The sequence below is a fragment of the Azohydromonas lata genome (assembly GCF_034427735.1).
In the GTDB taxonomy this organism is placed as follows: Bacteria; Pseudomonadota; Gammaproteobacteria; order Burkholderiales; family Burkholderiaceae_C; genus Azohydromonas; species Azohydromonas lata.
In genome coordinates this window covers 66,071-91,671 of the sequence record NZ_JAXOJX010000011.1, presented here as the reverse complement: position 1 = coordinate 91,671, position 25,601 = coordinate 66,071, and the positions used below count along the sequence as shown (strand labels likewise).

Below are 25,601 nucleotides of genomic sequence, written 5' to 3'. Positions count from 1 at the left end.
CCCATGTCCATTTTCAGCCAGCACAACGTCAAAGTTATCGGAAACCAAGCCGCGTCCATCGTGTTCATGCACGGCTATGGCTGTGATCAGCAGGTCTGGCGCCACGTAGCGCCCGCATTCGCACAGGATCACCGCATTGTTTTGTTTGACCTCCTTGGTTCGGCGGCGTCCAACAGCGGTACCTTCGACCGGCACAAGTACGCCAGCCTGGAAGGGTATGCGCGTGATCTCATCGAGGTATGTCGTGCAGCGGACCTGGAGCGCCCTGTGTTGGTGGGTCATTCCATCAGCGCGATGATTGCCATTGTCGCTGCACGCATGGCACCGGACCTGTTCGACCGCCTGGTACTGCTGGCGCCCAATCCCTGCTATCTCAAGGATGGCAACTACGACGGCGGATTCAGCCGAGAGGACATCGACCAGTTGCTCGACACGCTGGACAGCAACTTCTTCTCGTGGGCGCACATGATGGCGCCGGTGATTATGAACGCGCCCGAGCGCCCGGAGCTGGCCGAGGAACTCGCCAACCGCTTTTGCGCCATGGACCCGCGTGTGGCCCGCCACTTTGCCAAGGTCACCTTCCTGTCTGACTGCCGGCACGAGTTGTCGCATGTGCAGCTGCCTTGCCTGGTACTTCAATGTTCAGACGACGCCTTGGCGCCGTTGCACGTGGGCGAGTACCTTTGCGAGCAGCTGCCGCATGCTGAACTGGTCGTCATGCGGGCCACCGGCCACTGTCCGCACCTCAGCGCACCGCAGGAGACCATTGAGCTGATACGTCGTTACCTTGTCTCACCCGTGTCCCAGCCGGAGCCTGCACGTTGAACCAGGATGCACTGCTCGAGCACGTGCCTTGCGGTCATCTGCTGGTGCGGCACGACGGCTTGGTCCTGCGCAGCAACCGGCTCTTTTCGAACTGGTGCGGCCGGCCCGTTGGCGACATCGAGGGACAGCTGCGGCTGCGTGATGTGTTGACCGCGGCCAGCCGCATTTACCACGACACGTCTTACGTGCCGCTGCTGGCGTTGCAGGGCTTCGCCCACGAGATCTCCTTCGAACTGGCCGTGCCGGACGCTCCACCGCTGCCGATACTGCTCAATGCCCAGATGCAGCCGCGCCGGGACGGCCTGGAGCCTGTCACCAGCGTTACGGTCTTCAATGCCAGTGCCACGCGGCGCCACGAGCGCGCGCTGATGGTTGCCCGGCGTGAGGCGGAAGCATTCTCCGATGAGCTGGCCGACCGCAATGCCGAGCTGCAGGCGCAGCAGGAGCGGCTGCGCGTTACCCTGGACGCGATGGCCGACGCCATGGTGTCCGTGGATGCCGGAGGGCGCATTGATCTGGTCAACCCAGCTGCCATGGCACTGCTACGACTTGCTGCAGGCGAGGCCGTGGACCGGCCGTTTGCCGAGATCGTCAGCTTGATGTGGGCCGACGACCAGCAGCCCCGCCCGTGTCCAGTCACCGCGTGCCTGGAGCAGCAAAAGCCGCTGCACGAAACACGCGCGAGCATGCTGCGCTTGGGCGACGGGTCGCTCAACCGCATCAGCGACACCGTGACGCCCATCCGCAACGCGCGCGGAGAGTGCTGCGGTGCGGTATGGGTGGGGCGCGACCTGAGCGAGCAACACCGCCTGGCCGAGCGCGCCGCCTATGCGCTCAAGCACGACATGCTCACCGGACTGGTCAACCGGCAGGAATTTGAGCAGGCGCTGGTTCGCTGCGCGGCAACCGCACAACCGCCGGGCCAGATGCTGTGCTACATCGACCTTGACCAGTTCAAAATCATCAACGACACACTTGGCCACGCTGCCGGCGACGTGCTGCTACGCGAAATTGCACAACTGCTGCGCGGTGGGGTGCGACGCGACGACCTGCTTGCGCGCCTGGGGGGTGACGAGTTCGGAGTGCTCTTCGGGGCCTGCACGGTGGACGAAGCGCTGCAGCGCGCACAGGCACTGCGCCAGCGCATCGAGTCCCACTGCTTCTATTGGGAGGGCAGCCCTCATGGCGTGAGCGCCAGCGTGGGCCTGGCGCAACTGCCCGACCCCGGTGAGCAGCCTTCGCTGGCACTGATCCATGCCGACATCGCCTGCCACGCGGCCAAGGAGGCTGGGCGCAACCGGGTGCAGTTCTTCGCCCCGGCTGACACGTTGGTGCAGGCGCGCCGCGGCGAGATGCATTGGGTCTCAAAACTCCAGCGGGCGCTGGCCCAGGACCGCTTTGAGCTCTTCTTCCAGCCGATTGTCGGCACCCAAGCAGACCCCGACAGCCAGCCTTATGGGGAGATTCTGCTGCGGCTGCGCGGTGACGACGGCCAGCTCGTGTCGCCGGCACTGTTCATTCCCGCTGCCGAGCGTTACCAGCTGATGGGTGCGCTCGACCGCATGGTCCTGCGCAAGACCCTGGCATGGATGCAGCACACGCCGCTCGTGCGCTGCGCCATCAACGTCTCGGGCCAGTCGCTTGGAGACGTGACGTTCCTCGATGACGTGGTCGCCCAAGTTCAGCGCAACGGCGTGGACGCACGGCGGCTGTGCTTCGAGTTGACCGAGACGGCCGCCGTAGACAACCTGGAGGCGGCACAGGCCTTTATCGCGCGGCTACGCGCGCTCGGCGCGCGCTTTGCGCTGGACGACTTCGGTGCCGGGCTCTCGTCTTTCAGCTATCTGCGCACGCTGCAGGCCGACGTGCTCAAGATCGACGGCAGTTTCATCAAGGACCTAGACCAAGATGCCCAGCACCGCGCCATCGTAGAGGCCATACACCGGGTGGCGAGCGCGTTCGACATGCGTACCGTGGCAGAGTGGGTCGAGAACAAGGCCGTGCTCGACGAACTGCGTGCCATCGGCATCGATTACGCCCAGGGTTGGCACACCGGCCGCCCAGTCGCGGTGGAGAGCTGGAGCGCATTGCAGAGGACCATTGCTTGATGAATCTGTGCAGCAAGCGCGTAGGTGTAGGTTTACGCATCAAGCTCACGCTTGAATGCAGCTGTCCCATGCTGGCCTCCTCAGAAAGCCTGATGGACTTGAGCAATCTACGCGCCGATCAGTAACAGCACAAAATTACGATGCGTTGTCAACGGCCATTGATGTAGCTATAACGGACGTTCATGGCGTGACCTGTTTGATCAGGCTACAGTTCTATTCTTAACGGCAACTACATCGATAAAAAAACTTGTAGCTGCAGCAGCTTCCCTATGCAGGCTGCGAGCCACAACGCACCGGACGGCAGCCGCTACAAGCCCTGTCAATGACGGGCAGGCAACCCTTTGCGAAAGTCGATCTGGCGCAGGAGCTGCGCAGTCTCGCGGGTCAAGAGCGTTCCTGGCCGCGCCAGGGGAGTCGCCAGCACCAGGGTGTTCCAGATCGCGGGCGGGCCTATGGGGGCGCGAGACAACTTTTCCCCGACACTGCTGCTGGCCAGGGCGCTTTCCGGCACGATGGTGCAGCCCATACCCTCGGCCACCAATGCCAGCACGGTCTGCACGGCGCCGACCTCGGCCAGCACTTCAAGCGTGATCCCGCGTGGCGCGAGGATTTGATCGAGCAACCCGCGGATGGCATTCGGCGCGTTGGGCAGCACCATGGCGTAGTTCCCCAGGGCCGTCAGCGCAACACGGGCTGGCAGCTTGCTGTGGGGCGGCGCCACCAGCAGCAGCCGCTCGCGCATCAGCGGCTCGTAGGCCAGCTGGGGGGAAGGCAGCGGGTCGAACATCAAGGCCATGTCGAGCTTGCCCGTGACCAGCGATTCGCGCAGCGCCAGGCTCAGGCCCTCCAGCACGGTGATGACCGCACGTGGAAAACGTTTCCTGAAGCCCTGGATCAAAGGCACCGACATGCCCAGCGCAACCCGTGGTGGCATACCCACCGTGACGCGCCCGCTGGGGTTGTCGCTCATGTCGCGCAACTCGTCGCGAGCGCGCCGCGACGTGTCCAGGATCGCACGCGCATGGACGATGAACGCTTCACCCGCGCTCGTGAGCGCCACGCCTCGTCCGGTGCGCACGAGCAGCCGCTGACCAAGCTCTTCTTCCAACAGCGCGATCTGGCGGCTCAGGCTGGGCTGCGCCAGGTTCACGGCCACCGCCGCGCGGCTGATGCTGCCGGTGTCCGCAATCGCGACCAAGGACTCAAGCTGTCGAAATTCCATAGCTAACGAGCATAGCTGCTATAGCTTGGGCTGGCTATTCCAGGCACCGGCCGTTGCCCAGACTTGGCGCCCATGACGACCTCATCCCTGCCCAGCCTGCCGCGCGGTGCATGCAATGCGCACTGCCATGTCTTCGGCCCCCGGGACCGGTTTCCCTACGCGAACGGCGGCACCTTCGTGCCGGCGCAGGACGCTCCCAAGGAAGCTTTGGTGGCGTTGAATGACAGCCTGGGCCTGGAGCGCTGCGTCGTGGTCCAGTCCAGCTGTCACGGCTTTGACAACAGCGCCACGGAAGACGCGGTGGCCTACCGACCACAGTCCTACCGCGCTGTCGCGCTGCTGCCCACCGACGTTTCCGACGCCGAGCTGCGGCGGCTCGATGCCGCGGGCTTTCGCGGCGTGCGCTTCAACTACATGGGCCACCTCGGCCACCGCACGCCCATTGAGGACGTGCTGGCCCTGGCCCAGCGCCTGGAACCGCTGGGCTGGCACCTTCAGATCCATGGCGACCCCAGCCTGCTCACCGACATGGCCGAGGCGCTCAAGCGTTCGCCGGTGCCCGTGGTCATCGACCACATCGGCCGCATCGACGCATCCAAGAGCGTGCAGCAGCCCGACTTCCAGGCGCTGCTGCGGCTGATGAAGGACGAGCGCTTCTGGGTCAAGGTCAGCGGCATGGACCGCATCACGCGCTTGGGGCCGCCCTACGAAGACGCGCAGCCCTTCGCGCAAACGCTGGTGGCCGAGTTCGGCGACCGGGTGGTCTGGGGCAACGACTGGCCCCATCCCAACCACGCCGGCCCCCAACCGGTGGAGCGGCAGCTCGTGGACCTGATCTTCGCCATTGCACCGCACGAGGCCCAGCGCCAGCGACTGATGGTCGACAACCCCCAACGCCTCTATCGCTTCGGAGACAACTGATGAAACAACGGTTCGACAACAAGGTGGCCATCGTCACCGGCGCTGGCTGCGTCGGCGAAGGCTGGGGCAATGGCCGCGCCATCGCGGTGCGCCTGGCCGAGGAAGGCGCCAGCGTCCTGGCGGTGGACCGCGACTCCGAGCGGCTGGCGCAGACGCTGGAGCTCGCCGGCGAGGCCCGTTCGCGCATCAAGACCTGGGCGGGCGACGTCACCAGCAGCCAGGACATCGCCGCGATGGCCGCTGCCTGTGTCGAGGCCTTCGGCCGCATCGACGTGCTGGTGAACAACGTCGGGGGCTCCGCGGCCGGCGGCCCGGTGGAGCTGTCCGAGGAGATATGGGACCTGCAGATCGACGTGAACCTCAAGAGCGTGTTCCTGACCTGCAAGCATGTGCTGCCGAGGATGCTGGCCCAGGGCAGCGGCTCCATCGTGAACATCGCTTCGACCTCCGGGCTGCGCTGGACCGGCAGCGCCCAGGTGGCTTACGCCGCCAGCAAGGCCGGGATCATTCAGCTCTCCCGCGTGGTGGCGGTGCAGCATGCCGCGCAGGGCGTGCGCGTCAACACGGTGGTGCCGGGCCAGCTTCACACGCCCATGGTCGAGACGCGGCTGGCCAAGCAGCGCACGGGCGGCGACATCGACGCGCTGCTGGCGCAGCGCCAGAAGCGCATTCCCCTGGGCTTCATGGGCGATGGCCGCGACACGGCGGCCGCCGTGCTGTTCCTGGCCAGTGACGAGGCGCGCTTTATCACCGGCACTGAAATCGTCGTCGACGGCGGCATGACGGCGCGTTGCGACTGAGGAAAGGCCTGCATGAGCCACGATCACATCCGCGTTCCACTGGTGCAGCCCGGCACGCGTGCCGAGCTTGCCGAAGTCGAGAGCCGCATCATGGCCGAGCGCGGCCGCGTGTCGCTGCTGTACCAGGTGCTGCTCAACAGCGCACCGATCGCTTCCGGCTGGGAGCGCATGCTCACCGCCGTGCGCAACCAGACCGGGATTCCGGCTGACCTGCGCGAGCTGGTGATCCTGCGCGTGGCTGTCCTCAACGGCGCCGGCTTCGAATTCGACGCACATGTGCCGCACGCCGAGCGGGCGGGCGTGACGGCCGACAAGATCGCCGGGACGCGACAGCCGGCCCTGCCGGATGCGTTCACGCCGCTGGAGCGGCTGGTGCTCGACCTCACCGACCGCATGACCCGTGACATCGTCGTGCCGGACGATGTGATGGCCTCGCTGCGTGAGCACTTCGACGCCACGGGCCTCGTGGAGCTGGTGGCCACGGTGGCTGCCTACAACATGGTGTCGCGCTTCCTGGTCGCGCTCAACGTCGCGCACTGATCACCGGCTGCCGCCGACGCGTCAGCCCTTCCAGGCCGGGTGGGCGCTCCAGCTTGTCCTGGAGTGCCGCCAAGCCCTGGCTATCGAAAGACCGACACCATGAACAGCCCCCGCAGCGGCCTTCGTCGCCGAACCTGTGTCCTGTGCCTGCCGCTGCTTGCGCTCACGCAGCAGGCATGGGCACAGGCCTTCCCCACGAAAGCCATCCGGCTGGTTCTGCCGTTTGCTCCGGGCGGCAGCACGGACGTGATTGCCCGCCCGCTGGCCGACAGCCTCGCCCGGGAACTGGGGCAACCGGTGATCATCGACAACAGGCCAGGGGCCGGTTCCGTCATCGGCAACGACGCGGTCGCCAAGAGCCTGCCCGACGGCCATACGCTGCTGCTGACGACCAGCTCGTTCGCCATCGTGCCGGGCCTGCAGCCGAAGCTACCGTACGCAGGCGCATCCGCCTTTGTCCCGGTGGTGCTGCTCGGACGCGCCCCCAACGTGGCGATCGTGCGCGCGGGCAGCCCGCTGAAGTCGGCTGCGGACCTGCTGGCGCAGGCGCGCGCCCATCCGGGCAAGCTCAGCTACGGCTCGTCCGGCAACGGCACCTCGACGCACCTGGCGGCCGAACTGCTCAAGAGCACGGCCAAGGTCTTCGTCACGCACATTCCCTATCGGGGTGCCGGTCCCGTGGTCACGGACGTGCTCGGCGGCCAGGTCGATGTCGGTTTTGCCACCTTGCCCAGCATCGCGCCGCTGCTGGCCACCGGCAAGCTGCGGGCGCTGGGGGTGACCAGCGGGACCCGGTCCCCGCTGCTGCCGGACGTGCCGACCTTCGCCGAGTCCGGCGCTCCGGGCTCGCAGTCCGACAACTGGTACGGCGTGTTTGCGCCGGCAGGCACGCCGGCGGCCGTCGTCTTCCAGCTCCACAGCGCGTTCAAGCGTGCATCGCAAACGGCTGAATTCCAACAGCGCGCCCGCAACGAGGGCCTGGTCCTGACCCTGGACAGCCCGCAGGAAACGGCGCGCTTCGTGCGTGCCGAGGAGGCCCGGTGGCGCAAGGTCATCAAGGACCAATCCATCACGATGCAATGAACGTCAGCCGCCACGACGCGCCGCAGACCGTCGCCACGTGGCCGCGCAGCGTCCGGCACGGCGAACGCAACACGGACCGGAGACAACCCATGATGAACAGCATTGCAGCCCGCACCTGGCTGGCGGGAATCGCACTGTCCGCACTGGCATGCGCCGCACCCCGGGCCCTGGCTCAGGATTTTCCGACCAAGCCGATCCGGCTGGTTGTGCCGTTTCCCGCCGGGGGCGGCACCGACAACGTGGCGCGCGCGCTGGGCGAAGGGCTGGCCAAGGAGCTGGGGCAGCCCATCGTCGTGGACAACAAGGCGGGCGCGGGCACGGTCATCGGCAACGACACCGTGGCCAAGAGCCTGCCCGATGGCCACACGCTGCTGCTCAACACCAGCGCGTTCTCCATCGTGCCGAGCCTGTTCCCGAAGCTGCCCTATGCCTTCGACAAGGCCTTCGCGCCCATCGTGCTGCTGGGCCGCGCGCCCAACGTGGCCGTCGTGCGCCCGGACAGCCCCTTGAAGTCCGCGGCCGATTTCCTGGCGCAGGCGCGCGCCCATCCGGGCAAGCTCAGCTACGGCTCCGCGGGCAACGGCACCTCGACGCACCTGGCCGCGGAACTGCTCAAGACGACCGCGAAGATCTACGTCACGCACGTGCCGTACAAGGGCGCCAGTCCTGTGGTGACCGACTTGCTCGGCGGGCAGATCGACTTGGCCTTCGCCACGCTGCCCAGCGTCATGCCCTTCATCGCCAGCGGCAAGCTGCGCGTGCTGGCAGTCACCGGCGCGGCACGCTCGCCGATGCTGCCCGAGGCGCCTACCTTCGCCGAGTCCGGCGTGCCGAACTACCAGGCCGACGTCTGGTACGGCGTCTTCGCGCCGGCCGCCACACCTGCGCCCATCGTCGATCAGCTCCACGGTGCCTTCAAGCGCGCTGCCCAGGCGGAAGGCTTTCGCAAGCGGGCGGCATCCGAGGGCATGCAGCTGACGCTGGACTCGCCCGCGCAGACGGCACGCATTGCCCGCGCCGAGGAGGAGAAGTGGCGCAAGGTGGTCACGGACCAGGCGATCAAGTTGGACTGATGCATGCCGACGATGTCCTTCGAGGGTGATCGCTCCACAGCCTTCATCACCGAGCTTGAGCGCGAGGCCCGGCGCCATGAAGTCCCCTTCGAGGGAGGGCGGGTTGTCTGGCGCCGCTTCGGTGAAGGCAAGCCCTTGGTGCTGCTGCACGGCGGTCATGGGTCGTGGCTCCATTGGGCGCGCAACGTGCGGGCCTGGGCGGCGCACCGTGCGGTCTGGATACCGGACCTGCCCGGCTACGGCGGTTCAGCCTTGCCATCCGAGCCCACGCTGAGATCGCTGATCGACGCGACGCACCAGACGCTCGGCGCGCTGCTGGGGCCGCACACGCCCATTGACCTGGTGGGATTTTCATTCGGTGGCCTGGTGGCCGCGCATATGGCGCTGTGGCGCAGCGGCGTGTCCAGGCTGGCCCTGTTCGGCCCGGCCGGCCATGGAACCCTGCGCCGGCCACGCGGCGAGCAGCGCTCCTGGCGCCGAGCGTATGAACAGCGTGACATGGCGGCGCTGGCCGATCTGATGCGCCACAACCTTTGGGTGCACATGCTGCACCATCCCGCCAGCGCCGAAGGTCTGGCTTTGCGCATCCACACCAGCGCTTGCCTGAAGGCCCGGTTTCACAGCAAGCCGATATCGCGCGCAGGCGGGCTGCGTGACTGCCTGGCCCGTTTCCACGGGCCGGCGCTGCTGGCCTGGGGCGAACACGACGTCACGGCGGACCCGGCCCATTTGGCACCCTTGCTCGCGGGCGGCCGCGGCGACTGCAGCATCCGGGTCGTGCCCAACGCCGGCCACTGGGTGCAATTCGAAGCGGCCGATGCCGTCAACACGTTGCTGCTCCAATGGCTGGAAGAGACCAGCGACCCCCTGCAGCAGGAGACCTGAGATGTACGCCACCGAAATCTTTGCCAGGTATGCCGCCGAGTCTCGGCAGCAACCTTTGTCCGAGGAAGTCTTGCACCATGCCAAGCGTGCCGTGATGGACTGGTACGCCTCGCTGTTCCCAGGGCTGGACACCGATGCCGTGCGTCTGCTGGAGCAGACGCTGGGCGAGGACCTGGACCGCGGCCGCGCGCGGCTGGCCCAAGGGCGTGCAGCCACGGCCCGCGCCGCGGCGCTCGTCAACGGCACGGCTGCCCACGCCGCCGAGGTGGACGACAGCTTCCGGGATGCGATGTATCACCCGGGCGCCGCCACCATCGCCGCGGCGCTGGCCGCCGGCCAGGATGTGGGCGCCACGGGTGCGCAGTTCCTTCGCGCCGTGGTGCTGGGCTATGAGGTGTCCACCCGCATCGGCGTCGTGATGGGCCGGCCGCACTACAAGTTCTGGCACAACACCGGCACGATGGGCGCGTTCGGCGCCGCGGCGGCGGCCGGCAGCCTGCTGGGGCTGGACGAGGCGAGCTTTGCGCACGCGCTGGCGCTGGCCGGCACGTTCAGCGCGGGCCTGCAGCAGGCGTTCCGGCTGGAGACCATGGCCAAGCCGCTGCATGCCGGCCGGGCTGCCGAGGCCGGCGTGCTGGCCGCGCAGTTGGCTGGGCGCGGCATGCGTTGCTCGCTCGACCTGCTCGACGGCGAGCACGGGTTGGGCCAGGCGATGAGCACCGGGCCGGACTGGTCCCGGGTCGGCGCCACGCTGGGGCAGGACTTCCACATCACCCGACTGACGTTCAAGAACCACATCGGCTGTGGTCACACCTTCCCGGCCATTGACGGCGCGCTGGAGCTGCAACGCCAGCACGGCTTCGCGGCTGCCGACATCGAGCGGCTGCACTTGGGCGTCTACCAGCCGACGCTGGACATCGCCGGCCACGTCGATCCTCAGACTGCCAGCGAAGCCCGTTTCAGCCTGCACTACATGGTGGCCACCGCGCTGGTGCACGGCAGCGTGCGGCTGTCCGCGTTCGAGCCGGTTCGCCTGGACGACCCGGCCACCCGTGCGCTCATGACCCGTATCACGGCCGCGCTGGACCCCGAGGTGGAGGCCGGCTTCCCCGGCCGCCGCGCGGCGCGCGTCGAGGTCCAGCTGTGCGATGGCCGGCGCTTCACGCACCTGCAGCCGGACCGCAAGGGCGACCCGGAGCTGCCGCTGACCGATGCCGACCTTGAAGGCAAGCTGCTGGAACTGGCCTCGCCCGTCATCGGCGAGGCCGAGGCGCGAGCCCTGCTGGGGCGCATCTGGAACCTGCACCAGAGTGCCTCCCCGACTTGAACGAAAGCGGCCATGGAGATTGCAGGATCTGAGCAGGATTCGTATCGCGCGCATCGGGTCCGTGCCGCTGAAAATCAAGCTTGAATACGCGGCGCTGGGGTCCACGCTGAAGCTTACCCACCGATGGATTGTTACGACTGCATGCACCGGAGGCAGCGTGCCAGGCCTGGACCGGGCGCCGCTTCGGTGATTCGACTTTCCTATTGCTGTGTGAGCAAGACGGTCTTGGACAGCCTGCGCACGCCTTCCTACATTGCCTGAACCGCCTCACGCACGAGGCGCCACGCCACCGGCATTCAGGAGACAAGAGATGAAGTTGCTGTCCCGCGCGATTGCAGGCCTGGGCCTTGCGCTGCTGTCGGCTACTGGGCCGGCGCTGGCGCAGGGCTACCCGGCCAAGCCGATACGGATGATCGTGCCTTACACGCCGGGCGGCTCGATTGACACGGTCGGCCGCATCGTTGCCGATGAAATGCAGCGCATCCTGGGCCAGCCCATCGTCATCGACAACAAGCCCGGCGCCTCGGGAATGATCGGCTCGCAGGAGGCCGCGCGCGCTCCAGCCGATGGCTACACGCTGCTGTTCAACGCGTCGAGCCAGGTTTACATGCCGCTGGTCATCGGACGCAAGACCTACGATGCCGAAAAGGACTTCACGCCGGTTGCACAGGTGGGCTATGTCCCGCTCGCCGTGGTGTTGAACCCGGCTGTGCCGGGCAAGACGCTGGCCGAGTTCGCGGCGAGCGCGCGCAGCCAGCCGGGCAAGTTGACCTGGGCCACCTCCGGCCTGGGCACGACTAGCCACCTCACCGAGGAGATGATCAACCGCCAGCTCAAGCTGGACATGGAGATCGTGCTCTACAAGGGCGCCGCGCCACAGTTGACCGACGTGGTCGGCGGCCACGTGTCCGCGGCGGTTTCGCCGCTGCCCGGCGTTTCTCCGTTCATCAAGGCCGGCAAGCTCAAGGCCGTTGCCGTGACGAGCGCGAAACGGCTGGCGAGCATGCCGGACGTTCCCACCGTCGCCGAGAGCGGCATGCCCGGTTTCGAGCTGCTGTCGTGGTATGGCCTGTGGGGACCGGCAAACATGTCCAAGGAGGTGGTTGCCAAGCTCAACGCCGCGGTGCACCAGGCGGTGAAGAATCCCACGGTACGTGCGCGCTTTGCCGAACTGTCCTTCGAGACCGCGGACAATACGCCCGCGCAGTTCGCGGGCCTGATCCAGGACGAGATCCGCCGCGTCGGCCAAGTCGTCAAGGCAGCCAACATTCGCATCGATCCTTGAGGAGGTTGCCATGCTCACTCAAGCACTGGCCGGCTGGATTGCCGGGCTGCGGTCCGAGCACATCCCTGCCGACGTGAAGCGCCAGGTCGCGCTGCTGTCTCTGGACACCTTTGGTTGCGCGCTCAGCGGTGCCGTGCAGCCTTGGTCTGTTGCGATCCGCGACTGGGCGCTCGACGGTGGCACGCCCTCGACCGGCGCGGCGCGCATCTGGGGTGAAGCTGCGCCACGGCTGCGGCCGGCAGATGCGGCCCTGGTCAATGGTGCGGCCACGCACGGTTTCGAGGTGGACGACTTCCACAACGCCAAGGTGCATCTTGGCGCCGTCGTGTTGCCGGCCGCTTTCGCAGTCGGCGAGGCAGTGGGCGCGGCGCCCGCGGCGATAGAGGCAGCGATCGTAGCCGGCTACGAAGTCATCATCCGCAGCTCGCTGGCGCTGCGGCCGGCCCGCGCCCGCGAGCGTGGCTGGCACCTGACCTCGGTTTGCGGACCGCTCGGCGCGGCCACGGCCGCGGCCATGCTGCTGCGGCTGGATGCACAGCGCACCGCGTGGGCGTTGGGCCTGGCCGGCACACAGGCCTGCGGCCTGTATGCCTTCACGGCCGACGGCAGCGATTCCAAGCGGTTGCACCCGGGGCGCGCCGCGCAGGCCGGCGTGATGGCGGCGCAGCTGGCCGCGCGAGGACTCAGCGGGCCGACGCAGATCTACGAGGCGGCCGACGGCGGCCTGCTGTCCACGTTCACCGACCAGAGCGATCCTGCCCAGTTGCTTGATCGCCTGGGCGAGCACTGGCACGCACCGCACACCAACTTCAAGCCTCACGGCTGCTGCGGCAGCGCGCATGCGCATGTGGATGCCGCGCTCGCGCTGCGTCCACGCTGGCGACGCCGAGGGAGGGTGCGTGCCGGCATGGCCAGCATCGTGGACCAGCAATGCGGCTACCTGTACCGCCCCGGCACGGCGCTGAATGCGCAGATGAGCGGCCGCTACGCGATCGCCACCGCGCTGCTCAAGGGTGCGGTGCTGCCGGCGCAATTCGAAGCGCCGTGCCTGGCCGACCCGGAGGTCGTCGCGCTGGCGAATGCCATCGAGATCGTGCGCGACCCGGCGCTCGATGCCCTCTACCCGGCGCGCTTTTGCGGCTGGGTCGAGGCCGAGACCGTCGAGGGCCGACTCGAGCGGGTCGAGGTGCTGGACCCGTCCGGCAGCGCTTCGAACCCACAGCGCCCCCAGGCGATCCGAGCCAAGTTCAGGACCCTCACGGAAGGGCTGCTCGACGCCTCGGCCGCTTCGCGCGTCCAGGCCGCCTTCGAAGGCCTGGACCGCACGCTTCTACGCGTCCTGCTGGACGCCGCCGTCGTGCATCGCGTCGCCTGAGCCGCCATGGCCCATCTCACGCAGCACCTCGTCCACCACGCGGCGCAGGGCTGGCGATGGGTTGGCGCCACGCCAGATCGCGTCGATTCGAAGCCGGCCGGCCGTCGCCGGCAAGTGGTGAAAGGCCAACCCGGGGAGCCCGTCATCGGCATAGCCGCGCGGCACGATGGACACCCCCAGGCCTTGCCGCACCATGTGCAGCACGCTGGCCGGGTGGCGCGCGACGTGGGCGATGCGCGGGCTGAAGCCTTCGTGCTGGCACGAGGCGATCAGCGCGTCGAACAGCGCCGGCGCGTGCTCACGCGAGAACGCCACGACCGGTTCGGACTCGACGTCGCGAAGCTGCAATCCTGGCCGCCCAGCCAGCGGGTGGTCCGCGGGCAGCACCAGCGCGAAGCTGTCGTCAAGCACGTTCAGCCGCGCGAGCCCGCGCACGTCCGGCCGCGCGTGGATGAAGCCCAGGTCCAGCTTGTCGACGACGAGGCTGCGCACCTGCTCGTCGGTATTCATGTCCGAGACCGCCAGCGTCACGCCTGGCAGCCGCTGGCACAACTGCTCCCGCAGCCGCGGCAGCACGTGGAACAGCGCCGAAGTGGCCATGCCGACGCGCAGCACCGCCTGCTCGCCGTAGGCAGCCTGGCGCATGCGGTGCGCCACGGCCTGCGCGCGTTCGAGCAGATCGCGGCTCTCGCAAAGGAAAACGCGGCCCGCGTCAGTGAGCTTGACCTCACGCCGCGTGCGGTAAAGCAGTTCGACGCCCAGCTCTTCCTCCAGCGACTTGATCTGCTGCGACAGGGGAGGCTGGCTCATGTGCAGCCGCTCGGCGGCGCGGATGAAGCTCAACTCCTCGGCCACGGTCACGAAGTACTTGAGTTGTCGCAGGTCCATCAATCCTCCGTCATGCAGGCGCGGGCGGGTGCGCAGCGCCCTCTGTCGTCCTGCCCCTGCCCATTACCCTTCAACCAGGAACACCCATGACGACACCACACGCTTCCCATGCCGGTCCCACCGCGGCGCAACGCTGGCCTGCCGAAGAGCGTCGCGTACGCATGAGCGATGCAGTGGAGATCCTCGTCTACGTGCAGGGCCGTGGCCCGGTGATCGTGTTGTTGCCCTCGCTCGGCCGTGGCGCGACCGATATGGAAGAGCTGGCGCTGCCGCTGTGCGAAGCAGGCTACCGGGTGCTGCGCCCCGAGCCACGCGGCCATGGCGGCAGCACCGGCCCGCTGGAGGGCAAGACGCTGCATGACTGGGCTGGCGACATCGCCGCCGTGATCCACAGCGAAACCGACGTGCCGGTGTGGGTGGTCGGCCATGCCCACGGCAACTGGATTGCGCGGACCCTGGCGAGCGACCATCCGGCGCGGGTACGCGGGCTGATCCTGCTTGCCGGCTCGGCGGGCAAGGTGCCCGCGGGCATGCAGGCCCAGCCAATTCCTCCCGAGGTGCGAGCCATGATCGAGCGCTGCGCCGAGCCTGGCCTGCCCGATCGTGACCGGCTGGAAGCGCTGCAGCGCGTGTTCTTCGCGCCGGGCAACGACGCCAGGCCTTGGCTGACCGGCTGGGACCGCCACCTGATGGCCATGCAGACCGCAGCGCAGAAGCGCACGCCGGTTGACGAATTTTTCGCGGGTGGCGACGCACCGATCCTGAATGTTCAAGCGTCGCACGACGTGGTCGCACCGCCGGCCTACGCGAACGTGCTGCGCGAATACCTGGGCGAGCGCGTCACCAACGTGACGATCAACGGTGCCGGCCACGCGCTGCTGCCCGAGCGGCTGGATGAGGTCGTTGCCGCGGTGCTGGGCTGGATTCGAACGCACGAGACCGCCGAGACGTGCTGATTGCCACCAAAACTCTACGAGCCAGGAGAAAGAGCGCAGCATGTCCGCGACCCCCATGCGACAGAGAGCCGGTGACGGCACAGGTCATGATGCAGGGGGCGTGGTCATGGTGAGGCCTCTTCCGCTGAAAGGTCCGTGGGGAAGGAAAGGTCTGGGAAAGCGCGCGGCTTGCGTCAAGCCACGCGCTGGTACATCGTTCGCTGCGTGTTCCTGAACGAGGGCCTCACGCGCGAGCTCCAGGGCGTGCCGCGTACCGCGAGCCAGGCCGGGCTGTTGAAGGCCGCCCGATCGGCCAGGTCGTAGCAGGCGTGGTAGCGCGGGCCCGTGCCCTCGACCCTGACGTAGCGCGCCGCCTGTACCGTGCCGGGCACGGCAGCGAGCCCGGGCAGGTGCTCCTGCTCGTACCAGGCGTTGAAGTCGGCTTCGTGCTGCGGCAGCACATCCGTCGCGACGATGTAGTGCCACGGTGCGTCGGCACCTGCCGAAGCGCCGGGCACGACGAGCGAAGGTTTCAACCGCACCAGTGGCACGTCCGCGGCCAATGCGGCAGGGCGGTCGTCCTGCATCCAGTAAGCGCAGCCCTCGGAGCCGTCCTCCGAGCGGTAGACGCGTGCGCCTGAAAGCTCACAAGTCCCCGACAGCTGCTGCGATGTGTCCCAGGAGAAGCGGGCGAACCACATGGCCGGCCTCAGTGGATCTTCGGCGTTGTGCCGCGAGGGCAGCGGCCGGGCACGGAGCGAGTCGTCATCACTCCACCTTGATCTTCTTGTCCTGGATGAGCTTGCCCCACTTGTCGGTGTCGCGCTTGAGCAGCGCTGCAAGTTCCGCCGGGGTGGACGGCGCGGGCTCCGCGCCAACGTCCATCAGCTTTGCCTTCACGCTGGGCTGGGACAGTGCTCGGCGCACGGCGTCGTTGAGTGCGGTGACCGTGGCTGCAGGCGTTTTGGCGGGTGCAAACAGCGCGTACCAGTTGTTGGTGTCGACATTGGCAATGCCCTGCTCGGCCAGCGTCTTCACCTCGGTCAGCGCCGGATGGCGCTTGGTCGAGGCGATTCCGACCGGCTTGAGCTTGCCGCTGCGCACGAACGTGATCAGCCCCGGGATGTCGCCGAAGAAGGCTGATACCTGGCCGCCCATCACGTCGGTGATGGCCGGTGCTGCGCCCTTGTACGGCACGTGCAGCAGGTCCACCTTGGTGGAGTCCTTGAGCTGTTCCATGGCCAGGTGCGGGATGCTGCCGATACCCGACGAGGCCAGCGTGACCGGGTTCTTGGACTTCTTGGCGTTGGCCATGAACTCTGCAGCATCCTTGGCCGGATCGGCCGGGCTCACCACCAGCAGCTCGACGTTGTTGACGATGACCGAGACAGGCGTGAAGTCGCGTATCGTGTCGTAGGGCAGCTTCTCATAAAGCGAGGCATTGATGGCGGCGGCACCCACGCTCGTGATCCACAGCGTGCTGCCATCGGCCTTGGACCGCATCACCTCGCCAGCGCCGATCGCGCCATTGGCACCGGCCTTGTTGTCCACGATCACCGTCTGGCCAAGCTCCTTGCCCAACTGCTCAGCCAGGACACGCGCGACGAAATCCACCGGTCCTCCTGGCGGGAAGGACACGACAATGCGGGTGCTCTTGGCCTGCGCATGAGCTGCAAGGGGCAGCGCGGCACAGAGAGTGGCTGCGAGCAACGTGCGTCGGATCATGGGGCTGTCTCCAGGGTCTTGTTCGATGCCCTGTGCTGCACCGCTGCGCGGCGCCGCGAGGCATCCCGTTCGTCATGGCGCTGATTCTGGACAGCCCGTCACCATGAGAACAGGACGATGCATCGATAGCAGTTATGCGTGCAGGCTATGGCCTATCGCGCTTTGCCGGCTTGCTCGCATGTCCCAACCAAGGCCTGCGCACGGCTCGCTCCGGTTTCGGGTCAGGCAGCCGAAATCCCTTCTTGCAGACGCTTCGCGAGGGCCAGCAACGGCTCGTGCAGCCGATCCACCACGGCCTGAGGTGTCTCTTCGCCGGTAACGCTCATGTTGAGCACGTGCACGGGATGCTTGCCCAGCACGACAGGGGTGGCCAAGGCCACGACTTGTGGCTGCCACGAGGCCCAGCAGTAACCTGCGTTTTTCACGTTGGCTACGGCCTGGGTGATCTCGCGTGACAGGCCACTCCATTCGCCGCGACGTCGGGCCTTGAAGTGCGCGAGCAGCCGCTTGCGCACCGGTTCATCCGCCGCTGCAAGCCAGGCATGGCCCAACGAGGTGAGTTCCATCGGCACGCGCTGCCCGGCCACCACGTTTCGCCAGGCCACGCGGCGGCTGTAGCGCACGGACTCCAGGTAGACCATCTCATCGCGGTCTGCCACCGCCAGTCCGACGTTGATTTTGAGTTTCTCTGCCTCGGTGCGCATGAGCGGGCCCGCCACGGCCAGCACGGGCGATCCGGTGCGCATGGCATGCGCCAGGCTCAGGACCGGCGCGGCCAGCCGATAGGCCCGACGGCTTCTGTCGCGCTCCAGCATCCCGCAGTCCATGAGGGTCTGCGTCAGCCGGCTCACCGTTGCGCGCGAGAGCCCCGTGCGCTCGGCGAGCTCGCCGTTGCCCAGCAGGTCCGCCCCGGGCCGAAAGGCACGAAGGATCTCCACACCCCGCTCCAGCGAGCGATTGCGCTCAGCGCTGGAGGGCTTTTCATCGGCCGTTGCCTGGGGCTTTTCCATGGCGTCCTTCTCTCTGAGCTGACAGGCAATTTCCACCTGCCGGAAAGTCGGTGGTGCAAATGCCGAGTGTGCCACCTAACCTTCACGGCATCGATGGGAGCCATGCAGTTTGCTTTCCACCGTATCCAACAAGGCCGACGCCGACGTCGGCGCGTTTTTCAGGAGACACCGTCCATGCAGATGACCTTGCGTTCCGGCCTCGCACGGCTGGGTGCTTTTGTGGCAACCGTGGCCCTGGCCACGAGTACGGCGCTCGCAGCCTATCCCGACAAGCCGATCCGCCTTGTGGTGCCGTTTGCGCCAGGCGGCGGCACCGATCTGATTGCCCGCACGTTAGGCCAGGGCATGGCCAAGGAACTGGGCCAGCCCGTCGTGGTGGACAACAAGCCCGGCGCCGGCACGATCATCGGCACCGATGCGGTGGCCAAGAGCGCGGCCGACGGCTACACGCTCGTGCTGGCCACGATCGCGCATGCGGTGAACCCCAGCCTGCAGCCCAAGCTGCCCTATGCATGGGACAAGGGCTTCGCGCCGGTGATGCTCATCGGCCGCGGCCCCAACGTGCTGGTGGTGCGGGCTGAGAGCCCTTACAAGAGCGTCAAGGATGTGATTGCCGCGGCCAAGGCGGCGCCGGGCAAACTGACCTACGCCAGCCAAGGCAACGGCACCTCGGCCCACCTGGCCGGCGAGTTGTTCACGAACCTGGCCAAGGTCCAGATGACCCATGTGCCCTACCGCGGCGCCGGCCCGGCCATCACGGACCTGCTCGGCGGCCAGGTAGACATGATCTTCGGCACCGCCGCTGCGGTGTCCACCTTCGTTGACAGCGGCAAGCTGCGCGCGCTGGCCGTGACGACCCCTGAGCGCTCCCCGGCACTCAAGGACGTGCCCAGCGTCGCCGAGACCGTGCCGGGCTACGTGGTGGAGAGCTGGTACGGCGTCTATGCCCCCGCCGGCACCCCGGCCGACGTGATTGCCAGGCTCAATGCCGCGGCGAAGAAGGCCGCGCGCACGCCTGAATTCGCCAAGAAGGTCGAGCAGGAAGGTCTCGTCATCAGCGCCGGCACGCCGGCCGAGCTCGACGCCTACGTGCATGCCGAGGAGGCCCGCTGGCGCAAGCTGGTCAAGGACAACAACATCAAGTCGGAGTAAGCCCGAAGCCAGCCTTCCCCTCACCGAACTTACGCATTTCCATCATGACCAACGAACTCATCGACCTGCAGGTCCACGCCGGCATCGCCACGCTGACCCTCAACCGCCCCGACAAGCGCAACGCCATGAGCGACGCCATGCGCAGCCAGTTCATCGAGGCGCTGGAGCACGTGTCCGCCGACAAGGCGATCCGCGCCCTGGTGCTCACCGGCGCCGGCAAGGGCTTCTGTGCCGGCGGCGACATCGCCGGCATGGAGCGGCGCATGAGCGCCCCGGCCGGCGAAATCGCCTTCAACGGCTGGCACCGCCAGCAGCGCGTGCACCACACCCAGGCGCTGCTGCACACCATGCCCAAGCCGGTGATCGCCGCGGTCAACGGCGCCGCGTCGGGGCTGGGTGCCGACACGGCGCTGGCCTGCGACTTCATCATCGCCAGCGAGTGGGCCAGCTTCACCTGGTCCTACATCCACCGCGGCATCGTGCCGGACGGCGGCGGCATGTACTTCCTGCCACGCCGCGTGGGCCTGCCCAGGGCCAAGGAGCTGATCTTCACCGGCCGCAAGGTCGATGCCGACGAGGCGCTGGCGCTGGGCATCGTGGACCGCAAGGTCAGCGCCGAAACGCTGGTGGCCGATGCGCAGGCCTGGGCCGCCGAGCTGAGTCAGGGCTCGGCCACTGCGCTGGCGCTGGGCAAGACCATCCTCAATCAGAGCTTCGAGCTCAGCGCGCAGCAGGTCTTTGCCCAGGGTAGCCAGGCCCAGGGCATCTGCTACACGAGCACCGAGCACCGCGAATCCGTCATGGCGTTCCTCGCCAAATCCGCCGCCAAGTGAACTGCCCGCCGAGTACCGACATGAACGCCATCTCCCGACTCTTGAAGCCCCACAGCGTCGCCGTCATCGGCGCCTCGGCCGACGCCACCAAGACCGCCGGCCGCCCGGTGTCGTATCTGGTCAAGCATGGCTTCCAGGGCGATATCTATCCCGTGAACCCCAAGGCCGAGCGTATCGGCGAGCTGCGCTGCTACCCCGACATCGCCTCGCTGCCGGCGGTGCCCGACGTGGGCATCGTGTTGCTGGGTGCGGAGCGCGCGCACCTGGCCGTGCGCGAGCTGGCCCAGCGCGGCTGCGCCGCCGCCATCGTGCTGGCCAGCGGCTACACCGAGACCGGCGAGGAAGGCGCGCGGCGCCAGCGCCAGCTCATCGACGCCGCCGGCTCCATGCGGCTGCTGGGTCCCAACACCATCGGCCTGGTGAACCTCACTGACAACATCGTGCTGTCGGCCACCGGTGCGCTGGAGATGGAGCACTTCCCGGTGGGCGCCATCGGCGTGGTGTCGCAAAGCGGCGGCATCCTGGGCGCGCTGCTGTCGCGCGCCGCGGCGCGGGGCATCGGACTGTCCAAGCTCATCTCCACCAGCAACGAGGTGGACCTGGAGCTGGCCGACTTCATCGACCACCTGGTGGACGACGAGGCCACCAAGGTGATCGCGCTCTACGTCGAGACGGTGCGCAATCCCGAGAAATTCCGCGCCGCGGCGCTGCGGGCCGCGCGGGCCGGCAAACCCATCGTCGCCTTCAAGATCGGCCGTTCCGAGGCCGGCGCGCAGGCCGCCGTGTCGCACACCGGCGCGCTGGCCGGCGCCGACCGCATGTACGACGCGCTGTTCCGGCAGACCGGCGTCATCCGCGCCCAAACCTTCAGCGACCTGCTCGACATCCCGGCTGCGCTCTCCACCGGCCGCGTGCTGCGCAACAAGCGCGTGGCGATCCTGACCTCCACCGGGGGGGCCGGCACGCTGGTGTCGGACAGCCTGGGCGTGTCGGGCTTCGAGACGCCGGCGCCGGACGCCGAGACGGCCGCCGCGCTGCGCGCGCTGCAGACGGGCGACCACGCCGCGCTGGACCGCAACCCCATCGACGTGACGCTGGCCGGACTGCGGCCCGACCTGCTGCGCGGCGCGATCAAGGCGGTGCTGGCCAGCCCCAGCTACGACGCGCTGGTGGTGATCGTGGGCTCTTCCAGCCTGGCGATGCCGGAGCTCATGGCCGGCGCCATCCAGGACTGCCTGCCGCTGTCGGACAAGCCCGTGCTGGCCTACGTCAGCCCGCATGCGCCCGAGGTGGGCGCGCTGCTGACCCGTCGCGGCGTGCCGGCCTTCGCCGCAGCCGAGAGCTGCACGGCCGCCCTGGCCGGAATGCTGCAGGCCAGCCAGTGGAAAGCGCCCGTGGCCGAGGCGCCGCAGGCGGCCGCCGTGCCGGCGGACGACTTCCCTGCCGGCTCGCTGGACGAGGCGCAGGCCAAGCAACTTTTCGCGCGCTTTGGCGTGCCCTGCGCCCGCGAGGTCGTCGTCCAGACGGCTGCCGAGGCCGAGCAGGCCGCGCGCGAGCTGGGCGGCCGGGTCGTGCTGAAGATCCTGTCGGGCGAGATCACCCACAAGAGCGACGTGGGCGGCGTGGCCGTGGGCCTGACCGCCGAGCAGATCGGCGTGCGGCTGACCGAGATGGCCGCGCAAGTGGAAGCCCGCGCCGGCGTGCGGCCGCAGCGCTTCCTGGTGCAGGAGATGGTTGCGGGTGGCGCAGAGCTGATCCTGGGCCTGCACCGCGACGCGCTGGGCACGGCCGTGCTGCTGGGCATGGGCGGCGTCACGGCTGAGCTGTTCAAGGACACCACGATGCGGCTGCTGCCGCCCGGCGGGCCGCTCAGCCGCGAGGAAGCGCTGTCCATGGCGCGCGAGCTCAAGACCTGGCCGCTGCTCGACGGCTTCCGTGGCCGGCCCAAGGCTGACGTGGACGCGTTGGTGGATGCCATCGTCGCCTTCTCCGCCATGGCGGCCCAGCTTGGCGACCGGCTGTCCGAGGCGGAGATCAACCCGGTGTTCGTGCTGCCTCAGGGCCAGGGCGTGCGCGCCGCTGACGGCGTGGCCGTGCTCGCGCGCTGAACGAAGCGGTCCGCACCGCTCGGACCGTCACCACAAGGCCCTGGCGCCTGGCGCCGGGGCCAAAGTTGCGGCGCGCGCCCTCGGCACGCGCCGCCATGAATCAACACGCTCAAGGCCCTGGGGGCCGGGTATTGACATCACCGGAGCAGCGACATGAGCGCCCGTGTACACCTGGAACGCGACGGCGACGTGGCCGTCGTCGTGATCGACAACCCGCCCGTGAATGCCGGCTCGGCCCAAGTGCGCCGCGGCCTGCTGGAAGTTTTGGAGACGGTGGCCAGCGACGGAGGCATCCACGCCGCCGTGCTCATCGGCGCAGGAAATTGCTTCATCGCCGGCTCCGACCTGCGCGAGTTCGGCCAGCCGTTGCAGGAGCCGCAGTTGCCGGCGGTGATTGCGGCCATCGAGGCCTGCGACAAGCCCGTGGTGGCGGCACTGCACGGTGCGGCGCTGGGTGGCGGCTTCGAGCTGGCGCTGGGCTGCGATGCCCGCGTGGCTGCTGCCGGCACCGTGGTCGGCCTGCCCGAGGTCACGCTGGGCATCATCCCGGGTGCGGGTGGCACGCAGCGGCTGCCGCGCCTGGTGGGCGTGCCCAAGGCCATCGAGTTGACTTGCAGCGGCGCCCGCGTGCCCAGCGGCCAGGCCCTGGCGCTGGGGCTCATCGACTGCGAGGCGCAAGGCGATCTGCGCGCGGCTGCCGTGGCCCATGCCCGCGGCCTCGTCGGCAACAAGGCCCGCGTGCGTGACCGCGTCGTGCCGGCGGCAGACGCCCAGGCGGTGGAGCAGGCTGCGGCGGCAGCGCTCAAGGCCGGCAAGGCACGCCCGGCGGTGCACGCGGCCATCGAGGCCGTGATGTCCGCGGCGCAAGTTCCCATTGAGGAGGGCCTGGCGAGCGAGCGTTCCGCGTTCCAGGCGCTGCGCGTCTCGCGCGAAGCGCGCGCGCTGCGCCACCAGTTCTTCGCCGAGCGCGACAGCGCACGGCTGCCTGAGCTCGAAGGCGTGGCACCGCGCCCGGTGCAGCACGTCGCCGTCATCGGCGCGGGCACCATGGGAACAGGCATCGCCATCGCCGCGTTGGATGCCGGCTTCGATGTCGCGCTGCTGGAGCAGGACGAGGCCGCGCTGCGGCGCGGCACCGAGCGCATCCGCGAGCACTACGCGAGCCGCGTGCAGGCGGGCAAGCTCAAGGCATCGACGGCGGCGCAGTGCGAGGCGCGGTTGCAGCCCACCATCGACTGGTCGGTGCTGGGCTCCAGCGACCTGGTGATCGAGGCGGTGTTCGAAGACCTGGACGTCAAGCGGCAGGTGTTCGCGCGCATCGACACCCTGGCCCGGCCCGGCGCGGTGCTGGCCTCCAACACCTCGTACCTGGACCTGGACGCCATCGCCGGCGCCACGCGGCGCCCGCAGGACGTGATTGGGCTGCACTTTTTCAGCCCCGCCCACGTGATGCGGCTGTTGGAGGTGGTGCGCGGCGCGGCCACCGCGGCCGACGCGCTGGCCACCGGGCTGGTGGTCGCCAAGCGGCTGCGCAAGCTGCCAGTGGTCACGGGCAATGCCTTCGGTTTCATCGGCAACCGCATCTACGCGGCCTACCGTCGTCAGTGCGAATTCATGATCGAGGAGGGCGCCTGGCCCGCGCAGGTGGACGCTGCGCTGGAGGCTTTCGGCTTTGCCATGGGGCCCTTCGCGGTGGCGGACCTCTCAGGGCTGGACATCGCCTGGCGCATGCGCCAGGCGCAGGCCGCCACGCGCGACCCGGCTGCGCGCTACGTGCACATCCCGGACCGGTTGTGCGAGGCCGGTCGCCTGGGGCGCAAGACCGGGGCGGGCTACTACGTCCACGAAAGCGGCAGCCGCGGCCGCAAGAGCGATCCGGCGGTGCACACGCTCATCGAGCGGGCCCGTGCGGACAAGGGCCTGGTGCCGCGCACGCTGAGCGACGACGAAATCCAGCGCCGTGCGCTGCTGGCCATGGTCAACGAGGCGGCGCGGCTGCTTGCCGAGGGCGTGGCCCGCCGCGCCAGCGACGTGGACGTGGTCCTGGTCAACGGCTTCGGCTTCCCGCGCTGGGAAGGCGGCCCAGTGTTCTGGGCGCGCGAGCGCGGCGCCGAGGCGCTCGCCCAGGACATGGACTGGCTCGCCGATCTCAGCGGCCCCGGCTTCGTGCGCGGCGACCTGTGCCACGTGCTGCAGCAGCTCGCGTGACGCCCGGCTTTCACCAGACCTATCGGAGACTCCCATGACCCGACACGCCTTCATCTGCGACGCGCTGCGCACGCCTTTCGGCCGCTACGGCGGCAGCCTCTCGTCCGTGCGCGCCGATGACCTCGGCGCCGTGCCGCTCAAGGCCCTGGCCGAGCGCCACCCGAACCTGGATTGGGAAGCCTTTGGCGACGTGATCTACGGTTGCGCCAACCAGGCCGGCGAGGACAACCGCAACGTCGCGCGCATGTCGCTGCTGCTCGCCGGCTTGCCCATGAGCCTGCCCGGCTCCACCGTCAATCGGCTGTGCGGCTCGGGCATGGATGCCATTGGCACTGCCGCACGCGCCATCAAGGCCGGCGAAACCGAATTGATGGTGGCCGGCGGCGTGGAAAGCATGAGCCGCGCTCCTTTCGTCATGCCCAAGGCGACCGCTGCTTTCAGCCGTCAGAACTCGGTGGAAGACACCACCATCGGCTGGCGCTTCGTCAACCCGGCGATGAAGGCAGCCTACGGCGTGGATTCCATGCCTGCGACGGCGGAGAACGTCGCCACCGAGTTCGGCATCAGCCGCGAGGACCAGGACAAGTTCGCCCTGGCCTCGCAGCGCAAGACCGTGGCGGCGCAGAAGGCCGGCCTGCTGGCCGCCGAAATCACGCCGGTGACGATCGTGCAGAAGAAGGGCGATGCCCTGGTGGTGAGCCAGGACGAGCACCCGCGCGAAACGTCGCTGGAGGCGCTGGCCCGGCTCAAGGGGGTGGTGCGCCCGGACGGCACTGTCACGGCCGGCAATGCCTCGGGCGTCAACGACGGCGCCTGCGCGCTGATCCTGGCCGGCGAAGCCGCCGCAGTGCGGCAGGGCCTGACGCCGCGCGCCCGTGTGGTGGGCATGGCTACCGCAGGCGTGGCGCCGCGGATCATGGGCATCGGCCCGGCACCGGCGACGCGCAAGGTGCTGGCGCTCACAGGCCTGAGCCTGGAGCAGATGGACGTGATCGAGCTCAACGAGGCCTTCGCGGCGCAGGGCCTGGCCGTGCTGCGAGAGCTGGGCCTGCGCGACGACGACCCGCGCGTGAACCCGTGGGGTGGCGCCATCGCGCTGGGCCACCCGCTGGGCGCCAGCGGCGCACGGCTGGTGGCCACGGCCGTGAACCAGTTGCACCACACAGGCGGACGCTACGCGCTGTGCACGATGTGCATCGGCGTGGGCCAGGGCATCGCCATCGTGCTCGAAAGGGTTTGACCCCTCGGGGCTGCCTACGGCAGCCTCGCGAGCCGAGTTCCTCTTGTGCGGGCCTCTG

Annotated in this window: 22 protein-coding genes; 17 read left to right on the top strand and 5 right to left on the bottom strand. The window is 68.5% G+C overall.

Annotation, left to right across the window (positions count from 1 at the left end; translation table 11 throughout):
- The first annotated feature begins 3 nt into the window (after positions 1 to 3).
- Together SM757_RS09255 and SM757_RS09250 are read left to right on the top strand one after the other, a co-directional pair.
- Positions 4 to 825: an alpha/beta fold hydrolase gene (locus tag SM757_RS09255; protein WP_322465202.1), complete on the top strand. Its 822-nt coding sequence runs from the start codon at positions 4 to 6 to the stop codon at positions 823 to 825.
- On the top strand, positions 822 to 2,933 hold the full coding sequence (locus tag SM757_RS09250; protein ID WP_322465201.1) for an EAL domain-containing protein: 2,112 nt from the start codon (positions 822 to 824) through the stop codon (positions 2,931 to 2,933). The genes SM757_RS09255 and SM757_RS09250 overlap by 4 nt, the downstream gene beginning before the upstream one ends.
- 319 nt (positions 2,934 to 3,252) lie before the next feature.
- Here the strand turns inward: SM757_RS09250 and SM757_RS09245 are convergent, their stop codons facing one another.
- On the bottom strand, positions 3,253 to 4,155 hold the full coding sequence (locus SM757_RS09245) for a LysR family transcriptional regulator (RefSeq protein WP_322465200.1): 903 nt from the start codon (positions 4,153 to 4,155) through the stop codon (positions 3,253 to 3,255).
- A gap of 72 nt (positions 4,156 to 4,227) precedes the next feature.
- Here SM757_RS09245 and SM757_RS09240 point away from each other — a divergent pair, with 72 nt between their 5' ends.
- The 9 genes from SM757_RS09240 to SM757_RS09200 all read left to right on the top strand — a co-directional run bounded on the left by SM757_RS09240 (position 4,228) and on the right by SM757_RS09200 (position 13,444).
- Entirely contained in the window at positions 4,228 to 5,076 is an 849-nt protein-coding gene (locus tag SM757_RS09240; RefSeq protein ID WP_322465199.1) for an amidohydrolase family protein, read from the top strand.
- A complete protein-coding gene (locus tag SM757_RS09235) occupies positions 5,076 to 5,876 on the top strand; it encodes an SDR family NAD(P)-dependent oxidoreductase (RefSeq protein WP_322465198.1) in 801 nt (266 codons plus the stop codon). The genes SM757_RS09240 and SM757_RS09235 overlap by 1 nt, the downstream gene beginning before the upstream one ends.
- A 12-nt stretch (positions 5,877 to 5,888) precedes the next feature.
- Positions 5,889 to 6,416: a carboxymuconolactone decarboxylase family protein gene (locus SM757_RS09230; protein ID WP_174548645.1), complete on the top strand. Its 528-nt coding sequence runs from the start codon at positions 5,889 to 5,891 to the stop codon at positions 6,414 to 6,416.
- A 99-nt stretch (positions 6,417 to 6,515) separates the two neighbouring features.
- Positions 6,516 to 7,499 carry a tripartite tricarboxylate transporter substrate binding protein gene (locus SM757_RS09225; RefSeq protein ID WP_322465197.1) on the top strand — a complete coding sequence of 328 codons (984 nt, stop codon included), beginning with the start codon at positions 6,516 to 6,518 and terminating at the stop codon, positions 7,497 to 7,499.
- 89 nt (positions 7,500 to 7,588) lie between these two features.
- On the top strand, positions 7,589 to 8,572 hold the full coding sequence (locus SM757_RS09220) for a Bug family tripartite tricarboxylate transporter substrate binding protein (protein ID WP_322465196.1): 984 nt from the start codon (positions 7,589 to 7,591) through the stop codon (positions 8,570 to 8,572).
- Positions 8,573 to 8,710: 138 nt separating this feature from the next.
- Positions 8,711 to 9,457, top strand: coding sequence for an alpha/beta fold hydrolase (locus SM757_RS09215; RefSeq protein WP_322465229.1), 747 nt, complete (start codon positions 8,711 to 8,713; stop codon positions 9,455 to 9,457).
- Between the two features lies 1 nt (position 9,458).
- A complete protein-coding gene (locus SM757_RS09210) occupies positions 9,459 to 10,784 on the top strand; it encodes an MmgE/PrpD family protein (protein ID WP_322465195.1) in 1,326 nt (441 codons plus the stop codon).
- A gap of 310 nt (positions 10,785 to 11,094) precedes the next feature.
- Positions 11,095 to 12,069: a Bug family tripartite tricarboxylate transporter substrate binding protein gene (locus SM757_RS09205; protein ID WP_322465194.1), complete on the top strand. Its 975-nt coding sequence runs from the start codon at positions 11,095 to 11,097 to the stop codon at positions 12,067 to 12,069.
- Positions 12,070 to 12,079: 10 nt separating this feature from the next.
- The gene (locus SM757_RS09200; protein WP_322465193.1) at positions 12,080 to 13,444 is read left to right on the top strand and encodes an MmgE/PrpD family protein; all 1,365 of its coding nucleotides are present in this window, start codon (positions 12,080 to 12,082) and stop codon (positions 13,442 to 13,444) included.
- Here the strand turns inward: SM757_RS09200 and SM757_RS09195 are convergent.
- Complete coding sequence (locus tag SM757_RS09195) at positions 13,400 to 14,332, bottom strand: LysR substrate-binding domain-containing protein (RefSeq protein WP_322465192.1); 933 nt, start codon at positions 14,330 to 14,332, stop codon at positions 13,400 to 13,402. The genes SM757_RS09200 and SM757_RS09195 overlap by 45 nt on opposite strands.
- A 173-nt stretch (positions 14,333 to 14,505) precedes the next feature.
- On the opposite strand from SM757_RS09195, the gene SM757_RS09190 reads away from it, so the two are divergent.
- A complete protein-coding gene (locus SM757_RS09190) occupies positions 14,506 to 15,288 on the top strand; it encodes an alpha/beta fold hydrolase (RefSeq protein WP_322465191.1) in 783 nt (260 codons plus the stop codon).
- A 173-nt stretch (positions 15,289 to 15,461) separates the two neighbouring features.
- On the opposite strand, the gene SM757_RS09185 is transcribed toward SM757_RS09190, so the two are convergent.
- From SM757_RS09185 to SM757_RS09175, 3 genes are all read right to left on the bottom strand, one after another.
- Positions 15,462 to 15,968 (bottom strand): hypothetical protein, encoded by a 507-nt coding sequence (locus SM757_RS09185; protein WP_407655746.1) that lies wholly within the window; start codon positions 15,966 to 15,968, stop codon positions 15,462 to 15,464.
- A 67-nt stretch (positions 15,969 to 16,035) separates the two neighbouring features.
- The gene (locus SM757_RS09180) at positions 16,036 to 16,992 is read right to left on the bottom strand and encodes a Bug family tripartite tricarboxylate transporter substrate binding protein (RefSeq protein ID WP_066340371.1); all 957 of its coding nucleotides are present in this window, start codon (positions 16,990 to 16,992) and stop codon (positions 16,036 to 16,038) included.
- A 221-nt stretch (positions 16,993 to 17,213) separates the two neighbouring features.
- The gene (locus SM757_RS09175; protein ID WP_322465190.1) at positions 17,214 to 18,002 is read right to left on the bottom strand and encodes an IclR family transcriptional regulator; all 789 of its coding nucleotides are present in this window, start codon (positions 18,000 to 18,002) and stop codon (positions 17,214 to 17,216) included.
- A gap of 174 nt (positions 18,003 to 18,176) precedes the next feature.
- On the opposite strand from SM757_RS09175, the gene SM757_RS09170 reads away from it, so the two are divergent.
- The 5 genes from SM757_RS09170 to pcaF all read left to right on the top strand — a co-directional run bounded on the left by SM757_RS09170 (position 18,177) and on the right by pcaF (position 25,543).
- Complete coding sequence (locus SM757_RS09170) at positions 18,177 to 19,154, top strand: tripartite tricarboxylate transporter substrate binding protein (RefSeq protein WP_157119148.1); 978 nt, start codon at positions 18,177 to 18,179, stop codon at positions 19,152 to 19,154.
- A 44-nt stretch (positions 19,155 to 19,198) separates the two neighbouring features.
- Positions 19,199 to 19,987 (top strand): enoyl-CoA hydratase/isomerase family protein, encoded by a 789-nt coding sequence (locus tag SM757_RS09165; protein ID WP_322465189.1) that lies wholly within the window; start codon positions 19,199 to 19,201, stop codon positions 19,985 to 19,987.
- A gap of 20 nt (positions 19,988 to 20,007) precedes the next feature.
- On the top strand, positions 20,008 to 22,095 hold the full coding sequence (locus SM757_RS09160; protein WP_322465188.1) for an acetate--CoA ligase family protein: 2,088 nt from the start codon (positions 20,008 to 20,010) through the stop codon (positions 22,093 to 22,095).
- A 153-nt stretch (positions 22,096 to 22,248) separates the two neighbouring features.
- Positions 22,249 to 24,303: a 3-hydroxyacyl-CoA dehydrogenase NAD-binding domain-containing protein gene (locus SM757_RS09155; RefSeq protein ID WP_322465187.1), complete on the top strand. Its 2,055-nt coding sequence runs from the start codon at positions 22,249 to 22,251 to the stop codon at positions 24,301 to 24,303.
- Positions 24,304 to 24,337: 34 nt separating this feature from the next.
- Positions 24,338 to 25,543 (top strand): 3-oxoadipyl-CoA thiolase, encoded by a 1,206-nt coding sequence (gene pcaF / locus SM757_RS09150; protein WP_322465186.1) that lies wholly within the window; start codon positions 24,338 to 24,340, stop codon positions 25,541 to 25,543.
- Positions 25,544 to 25,601 lie beyond the last annotated feature (58 nt).

Coding starts and splice junctions, on each gene's coding strand:
- SM757_RS09255 (WP_322465202.1), top strand. CDS start 4: ATGTCCATTTTCAGCCAGCACAACGTCAAAGTTATCGGAAACCAAGCC.
- SM757_RS09245 (WP_322465200.1), bottom strand. CDS start 4,155: ATGGAATTTCGACAGCTTGAGTCCTTGGTCGCGATTGCGGACACCGGC.
- SM757_RS09240 (WP_322465199.1), top strand. CDS start 4,228: ATGACGACCTCATCCCTGCCCAGCCTGCCGCGCGGTGCATGCAATGCG.
- SM757_RS09235 (WP_322465198.1), top strand. CDS start 5,076: ATGAAACAACGGTTCGACAACAAGGTGGCCATCGTCACCGGCGCTGGC.
- SM757_RS09230 (WP_174548645.1), top strand. CDS start 5,889: ATGAGCCACGATCACATCCGCGTTCCACTGGTGCAGCCCGGCACGCGT.
- SM757_RS09225 (WP_322465197.1), top strand. CDS start 6,516: ATGAACAGCCCCCGCAGCGGCCTTCGTCGCCGAACCTGTGTCCTGTGC.
- SM757_RS09220 (WP_322465196.1), top strand. CDS start 7,589: ATGATGAACAGCATTGCAGCCCGCACCTGGCTGGCGGGAATCGCACTG.
- SM757_RS09210 (WP_322465195.1), top strand. CDS start 9,459: ATGTACGCCACCGAAATCTTTGCCAGGTATGCCGCCGAGTCTCGGCAG.
- SM757_RS09205 (WP_322465194.1), top strand. CDS start 11,095: ATGAAGTTGCTGTCCCGCGCGATTGCAGGCCTGGGCCTTGCGCTGCTG.
- SM757_RS09200 (WP_322465193.1), top strand. CDS start 12,080: ATGCTCACTCAAGCACTGGCCGGCTGGATTGCCGGGCTGCGGTCCGAG.
- SM757_RS09195 (WP_322465192.1), bottom strand. CDS start 14,332: ATGGACCTGCGACAACTCAAGTACTTCGTGACCGTGGCCGAGGAGTTG.
- SM757_RS09185 (WP_407655746.1), bottom strand. CDS start 15,968: ATGTGGTTCGCCCGCTTCTCCTGGGACACATCGCAGCAGCTGTCGGGG.
- SM757_RS09180 (WP_066340371.1), bottom strand. CDS start 16,992: ATGATCCGACGCACGTTGCTCGCAGCCACTCTCTGTGCCGCGCTGCCC.
- SM757_RS09175 (WP_322465190.1), bottom strand. CDS start 18,002: ATGGAAAAGCCCCAGGCAACGGCCGATGAAAAGCCCTCCAGCGCTGAG.
- SM757_RS09170 (WP_157119148.1), top strand. CDS start 18,177: ATGCAGATGACCTTGCGTTCCGGCCTCGCACGGCTGGGTGCTTTTGTG.
- SM757_RS09165 (WP_322465189.1), top strand. CDS start 19,199: ATGACCAACGAACTCATCGACCTGCAGGTCCACGCCGGCATCGCCACG.
- SM757_RS09160 (WP_322465188.1), top strand. CDS start 20,008: ATGAACGCCATCTCCCGACTCTTGAAGCCCCACAGCGTCGCCGTCATC.
- SM757_RS09155 (WP_322465187.1), top strand. CDS start 22,249: ATGAGCGCCCGTGTACACCTGGAACGCGACGGCGACGTGGCCGTCGTC.
- pcaF (WP_322465186.1), top strand. CDS start 24,338: ATGACCCGACACGCCTTCATCTGCGACGCGCTGCGCACGCCTTTCGGC.